The sequence below is a fragment of the Rhodococcus sp. EPR-147 genome (genome assembly GCF_001647185.1).
Lineage (GTDB): Bacteria > Actinomycetota > Actinomycetes > Mycobacteriales > Mycobacteriaceae > Rhodococcoides.
The window spans coordinates 1-13,939 of sequence record NZ_LVCU01000387.1 but is presented as its reverse complement, the minus strand read 5'-3'; the positions used below and the strand labels follow the sequence as shown (position 1 = coordinate 13,939).

The window sequence follows — 13,939 nt, the reverse complement described above, 5'->3', positions numbered from 1 at the left end:
CGATGAAGAGCGCACCGAAGTCCGACCACGTCGAGGGTGACGAGAGCCTGCGCACCGTGGTCACCGCTTTCGTCGCCAACCTCGGCGTCGCGATCGCGAAGACCTGTGCAGCGGTGTTCACCGGATCTGCGTCGATGGTTGCCGAAGCCGCGCACTCCTGGGCCGATACCGGGAACGAGATATTCCTGCTCGTCGCCAATCGTCGGGGATCGCGCGGACCGGACGAACGACGGCCACTCGGCTACGGGCGGGAGACCTACTTCTGGTCGACTCTCGCAGCGGTCGGACTCTTCGTCGCCGGTGCGGCGGTGTCGGTGTGGCACGGCATCACCTCGCTGTTCGCCGGCGAATCGAGCAGCGAGAACTACCTCGTCGCATACGTGGTGCTCGGCATCGCATTTCTGCTCGAGGGAGTCTCGTTTCTGCAATCGGTTCGACAGATTCGCGGCGAGGCCGCCGAGTACCACAGAGACTTTCTCGATCACGCGCTCGAGACCTCGGATCCGACACTGCGCGCAGTGTTCGCCGAGGACAGTGCCGCACTGATCGGCATAGTCATCGCCGGTGCCGGAATCGGATTGCATCAGCTCACCGGTAACGCTGCCTTCGACGCCATCGGCTCGATTCTGGTGGGTGTGCTGCTCGGAATCGTCGCGTTCGTACTCATCGATCGAAACCGCCGATTCCTCACCGGCGAACCGGGATCGAGAGCATTATGGAACGCGGTGGTGCAGCGGATCGAGGAACTTCCCGACGTGGCGTCGGTCCGGTTCGTTCGCATCGAGTTCGTCGGTCCCAAACAGCTCTACGTGGTGGCGAGTGTCGATCTCGTCGGTGATTTCGCAGAATCACGCATCGCGCACACGCTCCGGCGGCTGGAGCGTGAGTTGGAAGCCAACAGAGCTGTGGTGGACGCAGTACTGACAGTCGCCGAACCGGACGAGGGAGACCTCGGCGACGTCAACGCCGTCGGGTACCAGCCGTAATTCGCCCGTCATTCATCGATGACGCGCCGCTTACATCACGCGCCTATCGTGAACCGATTCGCGCGCCACACCTGTTGTGAATCGTCCCCTCGGGCGTGACCGTCGTCCCGAGCGTTATGGCTACGAGAGGCTTGTCATGTCCGTAGTAGACCCCCAGTCGTCTCCTCCGAAATCGGGCTCCCACGAGAGCACTCAGTCACACGTCGAGGGCGGTGACTACCTGGCCAAGCGAACCCTGAAGAAGGGAACGGCAGGCTGGGTCCTGCTGGCGGGCCTCGGAGTCAGCTACGTCATCTCCGGCGACTATTCCGGATGGAATTTCGGTCTCGCCGAGGGTGGCTTCGGTGGTCTGCTCATCGCGGCGATCATCATCGCGGGCATGTACCTGGCCATGGTGCTCGGCATGGCCGAGATGTCCTCGGCGCTGCCCGCGGCCGGCGGTGGCTACACCTTCGCCCGCCGCGCTCTCGGACCGTGGGGCGGATTCGCCACCGGTACAGCGATTCTCATCGAGTACGCCATCGCTCCCGCCGCCATCGCGACGTTCATCGGTGCCTACGTCGAATCCCTCGGGCTGTTCGGCATCACCGACGGGTGGTGGGTCTACCTGGTGGTCTATGCGGTGTTCATCGGAATCCATCTCTCCGGCGCAGGCGAAGCCCTCAAGATCATGTTCGTCATCACCGCGATCGCCTTGGTCGGACTCATCGTGTTCGCCGTCGCCGCCATCGGACAATTCGACGCGAGCAACCTGACCGACATCGCGCCCACCGACGCAGCCGGAGCTTCGGGATTTCTGCCGTTCGGCTACCTGGGCATCTGGGCTGCCGTCCCGTTCGCCATCTGGTTCTTCCTTGCGATCGAAGGCGTTCCGCTGGCCGCAGAAGAGGCCAAGGATCCGACCAAGAACGTCCCACGCGGCATCATCGCCGCCATGGGCGTGCTGCTCGTCACCGGTGCTGTCGTACTGCTCCTGGTGACCGGCGCAGGCGGTGCCGACGCCGTCAAGGAATCGGGAAATCCGTTGGTGGAAGCCCTCGGTGACGGAACTGCGAGCAAGATCGTCAACTACATCGGCCTCGCCGGACTGGTTGCGTCCTTCTTCTCGATCATGTACGCGTACTCGCGCCAGCTCTTCGCGCTCTCGCGTGCCGGATACCTGCCGAAGACACTGTCCATCACCAACTCTCGCAAGGCCCCGACGCTCGCCTTGATCGCCCCCGGCGTCATCGGCTTCCTGCTCTCACTGACCGGTCAGGGCGCAATGTTGCTGAACATGGCCGTGTTCGGCGCGGCGCTGAGCTACGTACTGATGATGGTCAGTCACATCGTGCTCCGTCGCAAGGAGCCGAACATGGAACGCCCGTACCGAACCCCCGGCGGCGTCGTGACCACCGGATTCGCGTTGATCGTCGCAGCGCTCGCCGTTGTCGCCACGTTCGTCGTCGATTCCACAGCGGCACTGTGGTGCCTCGGCGTGTTCGTCGCGTTCATGGCCTACTTCGGCATCTACAGCAGGCATCATCTGGTCGCGAACTCGCCGGACGAGGAGTTCGCTGCGCTGGCCAAGGCCGAGGCCGAGCTGGAATGACGATCTACACCCAGCAGGTCTCGGGCACCACCTACACCTTCGACGGGTTGGTGGACTTGATGGCCAAGGCGACACCGCTTCGATCGGGCGACGAATTGGCAGGCTGCGCAGCGGAATCGGATGCCGAGCGCGCGGCAGCCCAGTGGGCATTGTCGGAGGTCTCGCTCGACGTCTTCCTGCAGGATCTGCTCGTGCCGTACGAGAGCGACGAGGTCACCCGGCTCATCATCGATTCACACGATCGCATCGCCTTCGGAGCGGTGTCGCACCTGACCGTCGGAGGCTTGCGGGACTGGCTGCTCCAGGTCACCGCCAGGCCGGACGCGGCCGCGACGTTGCGGTCGGTTGCCGCCGGACTGACTCCGGAGATGGTGGCAGCGGTCAGCAAGATCATGCGAAACCAGGATCTCATCGCGGTGTCTCGAGCCGTGCAGGTGACGTCGGCTTTTCGTACGACGGTGGGACTGCCCGGAACGCTCACCACCCGGCTTCAGCCCAATCACCCGACGGACGACCCCCGCGGAATCGCCGCGGCCACGCTCGACGGGTTGCTGCTCGGATCGGGTGACGCGGTCATCGGGATCAACCCGGCGACCGACTCACCTCAGGCGACGGCCGAACTGCTGCACCTGCTCGACGAGATCCGGCAACGCTTCGAGATTCCCACTCAGTCGTGCGTGCTCTCGCACGTGACGACGACGATGGAACTGATCGACAAGGGCGTTCCGGTCGATCTGGTGTTCCAGTCCATCGCGGGCACCGAAGGAGCCAATTCGAGCTTCGGAGTGAACATCCCGCTGCTTCGGCAAGCCAACGAGGCCGGCCGATCGCTGCACCGCGGAACCGTCGGGAACAACGTCATGTACCTCGAAACAGGCCAGGGTTCGGCGTTGTCGGCGGGCGCGCACATCGGTACCGGCGACCGCCCCGTCGATCAGCAGACCCTCGAAACGCGTGCGTATGCGGTGGCCCGCGATCTCGAGCCGCTGCTGATCAACACCGTCGTCGGATTCATCGGGCCCGAGTACCTGTACGACGGCAAACAGATCATCAGAGCCGGCCTCGAAGATCACTTCTGCGGCAAGCTGCTGGGACTGCCGATGGGTGTCGACGTCTGCTACACCAACCATGCCGAGGCCGACCAGGACGACATGGACACCCTGCTGACGCTCCTGGGTACCGCCGGGGTCGCGTTCGTCATCGCGGTACCGGGTGCCGACGACGTCATGCTCGGCTACCAGTCGTTGAGCTTTCACGATGTGCTCTACGTTCGGCAGGTTCTCGGTCTGCGACCCGCACCGGAATTCGAGTCGTGGCTCTCCCGACTGGGCATGGTGGACGCCGACGGCAGAGTCCTCGACGTCGATGCCGCGGGATCGCCGCTGCGCGCGTTGATGAGTGCGCGATGAGCACGCCAGCGGAACGACCGGAAGTAGAGTTCTGGGGCGAGTTGCGCGCGATGACGCAGGCTCGAATCGGGTTGGGCCGCATCGGTGATTCGTTGCCGACCACGCGGGTGCTCGAGTTTCGCTCGGCGCATGCTGCGGCGCGTGATGCTGTGCACATGCCGCTCGAGGTCGAGGAGTTCGTGGGCCGGGTGGAGCAGGTCGGTCTCGGTGCGCCGTCGGTGGTGACGTCGTTGGCGACGAGTCGCGCGGAGTATCTGCGACGGCCAGATCGCGGTCGGCAACCGAAGGATCTGTCTGACGTGGTGAATTCCGAGAGCGAGATCGGCATCGTGTTGGGCGACGGGTTGTCCCCACGGGCGCTCGCCGATCACGGCGTGCCGATGCTGGAGGCGCTGAAAGCAGAGCTCTCCGATCGTTATTCGATCGCGGCTCCGGTGATTGCAACCGAGGCGCGGGTAGCGCTCGGTGACCACATCGCCGCCGCGATGGGTGTGCGGACGGTGTTGGTGCTGATCGGGGAGCGTCCGGGGTTGTCGGTCGCCGACAGTCTCGGTATCTATCTGACGCATCTGCCGAAACCCGGGTGCACCGACGCCGATCGCAATTGCGTATCCAACATCCATCCGCCGGAAGGCCAGGGGTATGCGCAGTCGGCACGAATCGTGGCCGGCCTGTTGGCCGGTGCCAGGAAGCTCGGGCGGTCGGGTGTGGCGTTGAAGGACACCTCGCGAGCCGATGTGCTCGAGGCAGCCGAGGCCCTCACCCTCGAGTGACATCCCCCTATTCGGGGGTGGCCGAGGGTGACCGGGCTCACTACCGTGGCCGTATGGACAGTTACTCTTCCGGTGAGTCGGACACAGCGGTGCTGGACGACACGATCGGTGCGAATCTGGATCGAACTGCGGCGCGGTACTCGGATCGCGATGCGCTGATAGATGTTGCGTCCGGGCGACGGTGGACCTACTCGGAGTTCGTCGCCGACGTCGATCTGTTGGCGGCCGGCTTGCTCGTGGCTGGTGTCGAGGTGGGGGACCGCGTCGGGATATGGGCACCGAACTGCCCGGAATGGGTTCTGGCGCAGTACGCGACGGCCAAGGTCGGTGCCGTGTTGGTCAACATCAACCCCGCGTACCGTTCGCACGAGTTGCAGTTCGTGCTGAAGCAGGCCGGGGTGTCGGTGTTGTTGTCGGCCAGGGAGTTCAAGGGGTCGGACTACGCGGCGATGATCGACGACGCCCGCCCCGAGGTGCCGTCTCTGCGTGAGGTGCTGTTCATCGGGAGCATCCAGTGGGAAGCGATGACCGATCGCGGGCATCGAGCGCTGGCGAAGACTCCGCGCATGATCACCGATGTGTCCGAGCGGCTCCGCTGCGACGACGCCATCAACATCCAGTACACCTCGGGGACAACGGGTTTCCCCAAGGGTGCGACGCTCAGTCATCGAAACATCCTCAACAACGGATTCTTCGTCGGCGAGCTCTGCCACTACACCGCCGAGGATCGAGTGTGCATTCCGGTGCCGTTCTACCACTGCTTCGGCATGGTGATGGGCAATCTCGCGTGCACGTCGCACGGCGCAGCGATGGTGATTCCCGGGCCCTCGTTCGATCCGGTCGCGACGTTGACGGCCGTTTCCACGGAGAAGTGCACGTCGCTCTACGGAGTCCCGACGATGTTCATCGCCGAACTGGCACTGGAAAACTTCGAGGACTTCGACCTCGGCAGTCTGCGTACCGGCATCATGGCCGGATCGCCGTGCCCCACCGAGGTGATGAAGCAGGTGATCGAGCGCATGGGGATGGCCGAGGTGTCGATCTGTTACGGCATGACCGAGACTTCGCCGGTGTCCCTGCAGACTCGGAGCGAGGACTCCATCGAGCAACGGGTGTCGACCGTCGGACGCGTCGGTCCGCACCTCGAAGTGAAGATCGTCGATCCGATCGAGGGCAGCACACTGCCGCGCGGCGAGGCGGGCGAGCTGTGCACGCGCGGGTATTCGGTGATGTTGGGCTACTGGGAGCAGCCGGAGAAGACCGCCGAGGCCATCGACGACGAGGGGTGGATGCACACCGGCGACATCGGGGTGATGGACGACGATGGCTACGTGGCGATCACCGGACGGATCAAGGACATGGTGATTCGCGGCGGCGAGAACATCTATCCCCGCGAAGTGGAGGAGTTCCTGTACACACATCCCGACGTCCTCGACGCGCAGGTGATCGGTGTGCCCGACCCGAAGTACGGTGAAGAGCTGATGGTGTGGATCAGGATGAAAGACGATGCTGCGCCGCTCGATTCGGCAGCGGTGCGTGAGTTCTGCGACGGGCGGTTGGCTCACTACAAGATCCCGCGGTACGTGCACGTGGTCGACGAGTTCCCGATGACGGTCACCGGCAAGGTGCGCAAGGTGGAGATGCGCGAGCGATCGCTCGGCCTGATCGAACAGCTGCCCTTCGGCTGACATACTCGCTTCCATGACCAGTGCGCTGTGGACGCCGACGGATTCCGACCTTGCCGAGGCTCGGGTGACCGAGTTCGCGCGCTTCGTCGAGCAACGTCACGATGTGCTTCTCCCGGACTACTTCGCTCTGTGGCGATGGTCGACCACCGGGCTGGAGCTGTTCTGGCGAGCGGTGTGGGACTTCTTCGAGGTTCGCTCCTCCAGCGTGCCGACAACGGTGCTCGCGGAGCGCACGATGCCTGGCGCACAGTGGTTTCCGGGTACGGAATTGAACTACGTGGACCACGTGACTCGGCACGCTCGACCCGCTCGCGCCGCGATCGTGCACGCCCGCGAGGACGGTTCGACGCGGACCGTGACGTGGGAGGAGATGATCGATCAGGCCGGAGCGCTGGCGGGGACGTTGGCCGGCGCGGGAGTTCGACGCGGCGACCGCGTCGTCGGGTATCTGCCCAACGTTCCCGAGGCGGTGATCGCGTTCCTGGCGACCGCTAGCCTGGGTGCGGTGTGGTCCGCGTGCGGGCAGGACTACTCGGTCTCGGCAGCACTCGATCGTCTGGCCCAGCTCGAACCCACGGCACTGATCACTGCCGACGGGTACGTCTACGGAGGGAAGTTCCGAGACAAGGCCGCCGATGTCGACGCGCTCACGACCGGGCTGCCGACGCTACGGCTGGTGGTGACGGTCGGCGAGGCGTCGGGAAGTGCGGTGAGCTGGTCTGCCGCAACAGCGCAGAGCCGTGAATTGGAACCGGTCGCAGTGCCGTTCGATCATCCGCTGTGGGTCGTGTTCTCCTCCGGTACCACCGGTCTGCCCAAGGGCATCGTGCACGGCCACGGCGGCGTGGTGCTCGAACATCTCAAATCCGTTGCCCTGCACTCCGATCTGGGGCCCGAGGACGTGTTCTTCTGGTACACCAGCCCCAGCTGGATGATGTGGAATTTTCAGGTCGCCGGTCTGCTGGCCGGGTCCACGATCGTGTGCGCCGACGGCAATCCCGCATTTCCGACGCCTGATGCATTGTGGGACATCGCCGCTCGGCTGGGTGTGACCTATGTCGGCACCAGCCCCGGGTACGTACTCGCATGCATCAAGGCCGACGTACATCCGGGCTCCGATCACGATCTCTCGGCACTGCGGGCCGTCGGGATCACCGGGTCCGCGATGCCTGCGACGTCGTCGATCTGGTTGTCGGAGAACATCGGAGCCCATGTGCCGGTCTTCTCCATCTCCGGTGGCACCGACGTGGTGTCGGCGTTCGCCGGGGGAGTGCGGACCGCGCCGGTCCGGGCGGGGGAGCTGTCGGTGCCGTTCCTCGGCGTCGCGCTGGACGCCTACGACGAGGACGGCCACGCAGTCCGTGGCACCGTCGGTGAGTTGGTCGTCACCGAGCCGATGCCGTCGATGCCGCTGTACTTCTGGAACGACGCGGACGGATCTCGTTACCGGGAAGCGTATTTCGACACCTATCCGGGAATCTGGCGGCACGGCGACTGGATCACCAGGACCGATCGCGGCAGTGTGCTCGTCCACGGCCGGTCGGATTCCACGCTCAACCGCAACGGAATTCGTATGGGGAGCGCTGACATCTATCAGGCCGTCGAATCGTTGGACGAGGTCGCCGAGGCGATCGTTCTGGGCATCGAGCTGCCCGACGGCGGATATTGGATGCCGCTGTTCGTGGTGGTCCCGGGCGGCGCGACCGACGAGTTGGCCGAACGCATCCGATCCGTCATCGGAACCCAGGTGTCGCCGCGACACGTTCCCGACGACGTCATCGCCACGCCCGCGCTGCCCCACACTCGAACGGGGAAGAAACTCGAGGTACCGCTCAAACGACTTTTCCAAGGTGCCGCTGCGGCAGGCACCGTCGATGCGAGCGCCGTCGACGACCCGGCTGCGTTGGCGTGGTTCGTCGACCGGGCGGCCGAGTTTCAGCGAGTCCAGCGCGCGAGGTAGGCCTTCTCCTCCGGCGCGATGCGGCGCAGAGTCTCGGCACCGACGTCGACCATCGCCATCCGGGTGGTTGCCACCACCGCGGGCGGCGAATCCGGTGCCGCTCCCGCGGCGCGCACCTCGTACCCGATGGTGAAGTCGACAGCACGCACCTTCTCGAACCACAGGGTGACGTCGAGTGGACCGTCCGAATGACGGAGCGGCTTCTTGTACGCAATGGTCACGTTGGCGACCAACGCACTCTTGATCAGTGACTCGTTGGCCTCACCCTCGCTGAGCAGCCACTCGATGCGCGCTTCTTCGAGCAGTGTGACCATCCGTGCATGATTGATGTGCGCAAAGGCGTCCATGTCGGACCAGCGCACCGTCACGCTCGCGTGATATCCGACAGGACCGGTCTGCTCTGTCTGCATCGCAACAGGCTCTGTTTTCATTGCTAGAGGATGGCATGCGCGCCCGTGAAGTCGACGCTCTAGAGTCCCAGGAGTGATTATCGCCAATGTCGCACTGGATGGTTCCGGCGTGCTCTTCGACATCGAACTCGCAGGGTCGGTCATCGCGGCGATCACCCCCGCAGGTACTCGACGTGCAGTGGGTGACGAGGTGCTCGACGGTGGGGGCGGGGTGGCGCTACCCGGATTCGTGGACTCTCACGTGCATCTGACGCAGTGGGCGGCGGCCCGTAGGCGAATCGACGTCGGGCCGGCGATGTCGGCGGCCGACGCCGTCGCGCTGGTGTACCCCTACGCGCGTACGGCAGGTGAATCCGTGGTGCGCGCCAACGGTTTCCGCGATGCACAGTGGCCGGAGGAGCCACACAAGGACCTGCTCGAGAATGCGCTGCCCGGTGCCCGCGTGGCGATGACGAGTATGGATCTGCACACGCTGTGGCTGAGCCCGGCGTTGCTCGACGACCTGGGTATCGACCACCCCACCGGTGTGTTGCGCGACGTCGACGGCCTCGAAGCGGTCATGGCTCTCGAAGAGCAGGAGGACCCGGCCGAACTCGATCGAGCCGTGCTCGACGCCACCGCGGCACTGGCGGTCCGCGGAGTCACCGGCGTCGTGGATTTCGAGTTCGCCGACAACAAGACGGTCTGGGATCGACGCCTGACGGCCGGCTCTCCCGCGGTACGCGTCGACACGACCGTGTGGCCGCAATGGCTCGACGAAGCACTCGAGCGCGGCGAGCGGACCGGAGACGTCTCGGCTCTGTCGGAACTGATCCGGCGGGGACCACTCAAGGTGATGCTCGACGGCTCGCTCAACACCCGGACGGCGTGCTGCCACGACCGATACCCGGGGATCGAGGGCGCCGACGCGTACGGTCTGCTGCTCGAGACCCGGGAAGGTCTGTTCGAGCTCGTGTCGCGGGCCTCACGCGGCGGCATCGTTCCGGCGATCCACGCGATCGGCGACCGCGCGAACGGTATTGCTCTCGATGCGTTCGAGCGCGCCGGTTGCGGTGGTCGAATCGAACATGCGCAACAGATCCTGCCGGAGGACATCGCGCGTTTCGCAGCGCTCGGCGTCGCGGCATCGGTACAGCCGCAGCACGCGATGGCCGATCGCGAGATCGCCGAGGATCTGTGGGCCGGACGGCGCTCGGTGGCGTACGGATACGGAACCCTGCACCGGAGCGGGGCGAGGTTGCTGTTCGGTTCCGACGCGCCGGTCAGTCCGCCCGAGCCGTTGGCGGGAGTCGCCGCAGCGGTGTTCCGTACCGACGACGACCGACCTCCGTGGCACCCCGAGGAAGCGGTACCTCTCGAGGTGGCACTGCGGGCAGCGTGCGGTGGCCGCGGGATACTCCGCGTGGGGGATACGGCGGACATCGTCGTTCTCGTCGAGCATCCCGTGCACCGATCGGCACACGATCTGGCCGACACCGAGTTCCGAGCGACGATCTGCGCCGGCGCGCTCACTCACGCGTCCGCCGGATAGGCACCGGGTTCGCGGACGAAAATTCGGTCTCGACCCGGACATGAGAACTCACTCATGTTGCCCTCATCGGCGTCTCACTCGTTCGAGACAGTGTGGTGATGTGAAGTTCGCACCCAAGATCGCCGTCCTGGCGGCCGTGGTGATCGTTCCGGTGGGCGTAGCACTGGCGAGCACCGTACTCGCCGACACCCCACAGCCACCGAGCTTCGAGCCGCGAGTCACCGTCGGAGTCGCGGCACCGAGCGCATCCCAGACCTCCGGCGAGGCACCGCCCCCATCGGACACACCGACCCCCTCGGACATACCGGCCTCCTCGACCGCGGCCCCCTCTGTTGCCGAAATTCCTCCCGCGGCCACGGGCCCGGTGGGCGGTACGGCTCCGGATGCAGCGGAGCCGCCGGCAGCACCGCAGTCCATCGTCGTCCCTGCCCCGCCTCCCGTCGAAGTCATTCCGGACGGTGATGACGATGATGACGACGTCGGTGGCCCGGACGATGCGGATGGCGACGACGATGTGGAAGACGACGACGGGTGAACTCGACCGAGAAACTGATCGACGGCAGTGATGCCCGCACCGAGGTGCTCGCTCGGAGGGGACCTGTGCCCGAGCCTGCGCCTCGTCGTCCCCGGGTGGGAACCCGTGTTCCGGCGCGGGTGCGCATCCTCGGCTGGCTGTTGTTCGTCATGGCACTGGCCATGCTGGCCGTGGGGGTTGCCGTCCGAACGATCCTCCTCGCCGATGTCGAGAGAGACACTGCGGTGGCGCTCGAGCAAGAGATCGGCGAGTTCAGCGAGTTCGCTGCGACCGGCCGGGATCCGGACGACGGGTTGCCGTTCGGCGATGTCGCCGATCTGCTCCAGTTGCACCTACAGCGCCAATACCCGGACGACGACGAGATCCTGTTCGGCTACACCGATCGACTGCTGCGTCAGGAGCGCAGCGGCCCGGGAGATCTGGTCGCCGACGCGGCCGTCGTATCGGCGATCGTGGACTCACCCGACAGTGTGGGATCGACGCAGACTTCGGAAGGTGAAGTCGCCTGGGCGAAACAGGTCGCCGAACCTTCCGGCGGAGGCCAGGCCGGAACTTTCGCGATCGGAATCCTCGTCGACCGCGAACGCGCGGACGTATCCGACACCGTTCGTGTGGTGATCGGAGTGTCACTGATGGCACTGCTGTTCACCGGCGGCATCGCCTGGGTCGTGGCCGGGCAGATCCTTGCGCCCGTGCGTCTGGTTCGGCGGACCGCAGCCCAGATCACCACCGACGACCTGTCCAGGCGGATCGAAGTGGACGGCCGAGACGACGTCGCCGAACTCGCCGACACCTTCAACGACATGCTCGATCGATTGGAGTCCGCGTTCGCCGCGCAGCGACAATTCGTCGACGACGCGAGCCATGAGCTTCGTACGCCGATCACGATCGTGCTGGGGCATCTCGAACTGATGGGTGATGACCCACGCGAGCGCGAAGAGACGGTCCGGCTCGTCACCGACGAGTTGGACCGAATGAACCGGATCGTGGAAGACCTGTTGCTCCTCGCCAAAGCCGAGCGGCCGGATTTCGTGCACAAGCAACCTGTGGATCTCGAGACCCTCACGCGCGACATCGACGCGAAGGTACGCGCGCTCGCCGACCGCGACTGGATACTGGGGCACGTCGGCACGGGCTCGGTGCGGGTCGATCCACAACGAGTCACGCAGGCAGTGCTTCAGCTGGCGCAGAATGCGGTGTCGCACACCGGCCCCGGTGACCGAATCGTCGTGGGCTCCGAGCTCGCCCTGGACCGAGTTCTGTTGTGGGTGAGCGACACCGGTCCCGGTGTGTCCAGCGAGGACGCGCCGACCATCTTCGAACGATTCGCGCGCGGCACCAGTGCTTCGCCTCGCTCGGACAACGGCGGAGCGGGTCTGGGCCTGAGTATCGTGCGAGCGATCGCCGACGGGCATCACGGTGCCGCGACACTCGACAGTCGGCCCGGTGCCGGTGCGACATTCGGGCTCGACCTGCCGGCACGGTGAGCGACCGACGATTTCGTTCTGCCAGAAATGTTTCCACGTCACCCACGGCAGTGGAACGGCACATGAAAGAACGCTCATGGAACGTTCATCGACGTTTCATCGGACGGACCGAGACTGGTCACCATGAACACGGTCAGCTACAGAACGCAGCCACCTCCTGTCCCGGAACCGATGCGCTCGTGGCGCTTTCGCGATCTGTTGACCCGCCGACTGGTCCAGGGTGTCATGAGTTCGGTTGCGCTGTTGGTACTCCTGGCCGTACTCGCCGGCGCGGCGCAAGGGCTGCCCAGCGCCGGGCGTACCACGCTCGTGGTCTTCACCGCAGCTGTCGTGCTCTGGGTGTTCACGAAGATCGACGACACCTACGTAGCTCTCGGTGCCGCACTTGCTCTGGTACTGACCGGTGTGGTGAGCACCGACGCACTGTTCGACACTCTCGGCGAGGAGACCATCTGGCTTCTCATCGCGGCATTCATCATCGCCGCGGGAGTCCGCGAGTCCGGTTTGGCAACGCGCGCAGCAGTGTTCATCGTCAGTGGCGCGCGTAGCGTACGCCAGCTCGCCCATCTGGTGACGGCCGCGTTGATCGTGACCGCTTTCGCGATCCCCGCCACCTCGGGTCGCGCGGCCCTTGCGCTGCCGGTGTTCTCGGCGTTGGCGCAGGCGCTCGCCGAGCGCAAGCGGGTGGTGCGGGCGTTGGCAATCCTGTTTCCTACCGTCATCCTGCTGTCCGCGGTGGCGACGCTCATCGGGGCGGGGGCGCATCTGATCACCAGCCAGGTGCTCGAGAGTGCGACGGGTACCGGGATCAGCTTCACCGCGTGGCTGTTGCTCGGTGTGCCGCTGGCCGTGGTCAGCAGCCACTGCGCCGCCGAACTCGTACTGGCGCTGTTCACCGATCGGGAGGATCGCCGAATACCGTTGACGGTGAACGTATCCGACATGGCGTCGCGACTCCCGACACCGGTGACGGGACCGCTGACCATCGCGGAGAACCGGGCCGCGACGCTGCTGGCCGTCGTCATCGTGCTGTGGTGCTCCGAACCGTTGCACGGCGTGCACCCCGCCATCATCGCCCTGCTGGGTGCCTTGATCTCCACCTCGCCGCGGGTGGGTACCACCGACTTCGGAAAGGCGCTCGCCACCGTGCCATGGTCCCTGCTGCTGTTCATGGCGGCAACGCTGGCCCTCGGGACCGCGTTGACGACGTCCGGTGCGGCAGGGTGGCTCTCGGACGGGCTGTTCACGTTGGTTCCGATCGGCTCGGCACCGCCCTGGGTGTTCATCGCGGTGGTGATCGTGCTGTCCGTGGCCTCGCACCTTCTCATCCAATCTCGCTCGGCACGTTCGTCCGTCCTCGTTCCGCTCGTCGTCACCACGGCTTCGGCGCTCGGAGTCGACCCCTTGGCCGCGGCCTTCGCGTCGACGGCTGCAGCAGGCTTCTGCCACACCATGCCGTCCTCGGCGAAGCCGGTGGCAATCTTCGCCGAAGCCGAAGGTGTGGAGACGTATTCACCGAAGGACCTGCTACGCCTGTCCGCCTTTCTCGCGCCGCTGACCGCAGGGACC

General features: G+C 65.4%; 11 protein-coding genes. 10 read left to right on the top strand and 1 reads right to left on the bottom strand.

Annotated elements, in window-relative coordinates; translation table 11 throughout:
• The first annotated feature begins 2 nt into the window (after positions 1 to 2).
• The 6 genes from A2J02_RS17180 to A2J02_RS17155 all read left to right on the top strand — a co-directional run bounded on the left by A2J02_RS17180 (position 3) and on the right by A2J02_RS17155 (position 8,407).
• The gene (locus A2J02_RS17180; protein ID WP_068051488.1) at positions 3 to 986 is read left to right on the top strand and encodes a cation diffusion facilitator family transporter; all 984 of its coding nucleotides are present in this window, start codon (positions 3 to 5) and stop codon (positions 984 to 986) included.
• Positions 987 to 1,122: 136 nt separating this feature from the next.
• A complete protein-coding gene (gene eat / locus A2J02_RS17175; protein ID WP_068051486.1) occupies positions 1,123 to 2,577 on the top strand; it encodes an ethanolamine permease in 1,455 nt (484 codons plus the stop codon).
• A complete protein-coding gene (locus tag A2J02_RS17170) occupies positions 2,574 to 3,986 on the top strand; it encodes an ethanolamine ammonia-lyase subunit EutB (RefSeq protein WP_068051484.1) in 1,413 nt (470 codons plus the stop codon). The genes eat and A2J02_RS17170 overlap by 4 nt, the downstream gene beginning before the upstream one ends.
• Positions 3,983 to 4,759: an ethanolamine ammonia-lyase subunit EutC gene (eutC, locus tag A2J02_RS17165; protein ID WP_068051482.1), complete on the top strand. Its 777-nt coding sequence runs from the start codon at positions 3,983 to 3,985 to the stop codon at positions 4,757 to 4,759. Before A2J02_RS17170 ends, eutC begins: the two co-directional genes overlap by 4 nt.
• Positions 4,760 to 4,812: 53 nt before the next feature.
• A complete protein-coding gene (locus A2J02_RS17160; protein WP_068051480.1) occupies positions 4,813 to 6,447 on the top strand; it encodes an AMP-binding protein in 1,635 nt (544 codons plus the stop codon).
• 13 nt (positions 6,448 to 6,460) lie between these two features.
• On the top strand, positions 6,461 to 8,407 hold the full coding sequence (locus A2J02_RS17155) for an acetoacetate--CoA ligase (RefSeq protein ID WP_068051478.1): 1,947 nt from the start codon (positions 6,461 to 6,463) through the stop codon (positions 8,405 to 8,407).
• On the opposite strand, the gene A2J02_RS17150 is transcribed toward A2J02_RS17155, so the two are convergent.
• Positions 8,383 to 8,817: an acyl-CoA thioesterase gene (locus A2J02_RS17150; RefSeq protein ID WP_068051509.1), complete on the bottom strand. Its 435-nt coding sequence runs from the start codon at positions 8,815 to 8,817 to the stop codon at positions 8,383 to 8,385. The two genes, A2J02_RS17155 and A2J02_RS17150, sit on opposite strands and share 25 nt — an antisense overlap.
• Positions 8,818 to 8,890: 73 nt before the next feature.
• Between A2J02_RS17150 and A2J02_RS17145 the strand changes: the two genes are divergently transcribed.
• The 4 genes from A2J02_RS17145 to A2J02_RS17130 all read left to right on the top strand — a co-directional run.
• Positions 8,891 to 10,348, top strand: a complete 1,458-nt coding sequence (locus A2J02_RS17145; RefSeq protein WP_068051476.1) for an amidohydrolase — start codon at positions 8,891 to 8,893, stop codon at positions 10,346 to 10,348.
• A 100-nt stretch (positions 10,349 to 10,448) separates the two neighbouring features.
• The gene (locus A2J02_RS17140) at positions 10,449 to 10,883 is read left to right on the top strand and encodes a hypothetical protein (RefSeq protein ID WP_068051474.1); all 435 of its coding nucleotides are present in this window, start codon (positions 10,449 to 10,451) and stop codon (positions 10,881 to 10,883) included.
• A complete protein-coding gene (locus A2J02_RS17135) occupies positions 10,880 to 12,370 on the top strand; it encodes a sensor histidine kinase (protein ID WP_231893952.1) in 1,491 nt (496 codons plus the stop codon). The genes A2J02_RS17140 and A2J02_RS17135 overlap by 4 nt, the downstream gene beginning before the upstream one ends.
• Before the next feature lie 123 nt (positions 12,371 to 12,493).
• The coding region (locus tag A2J02_RS17130; protein WP_068051472.1) for an SLC13 family permease at positions 12,494 to 13,939 on the top strand (1,446 nt) is incomplete at its 3' end.

Bases quoted from the DNA above. Each gene is read 5' to 3' on its own strand.
- A2J02_RS17180 (WP_068051488.1), top strand. From the start codon at position 3: ATGAAGAGCGCACCGAAGTCCGACCACGTCGAGGGTGACGAGAGCCTG.
- eat (WP_068051486.1), top strand. From the start codon at position 1,123: ATGTCCGTAGTAGACCCCCAGTCGTCTCCTCCGAAATCGGGCTCCCAC.
- A2J02_RS17170 (WP_068051484.1), top strand. From the start codon at position 2,574: ATGACGATCTACACCCAGCAGGTCTCGGGCACCACCTACACCTTCGAC.
- eutC (WP_068051482.1), top strand. From the start codon at position 3,983: ATGAGCACGCCAGCGGAACGACCGGAAGTAGAGTTCTGGGGCGAGTTG.
- A2J02_RS17160 (WP_068051480.1), top strand. From the start codon at position 4,813: ATGGACAGTTACTCTTCCGGTGAGTCGGACACAGCGGTGCTGGACGAC.
- A2J02_RS17155 (WP_068051478.1), top strand. From the start codon at position 6,461: ATGACCAGTGCGCTGTGGACGCCGACGGATTCCGACCTTGCCGAGGCT.
- A2J02_RS17150 (WP_068051509.1), bottom strand. From the start codon at position 8,817: ATGCAGACAGAGCAGACCGGTCCTGTCGGATATCACGCGAGCGTGACG.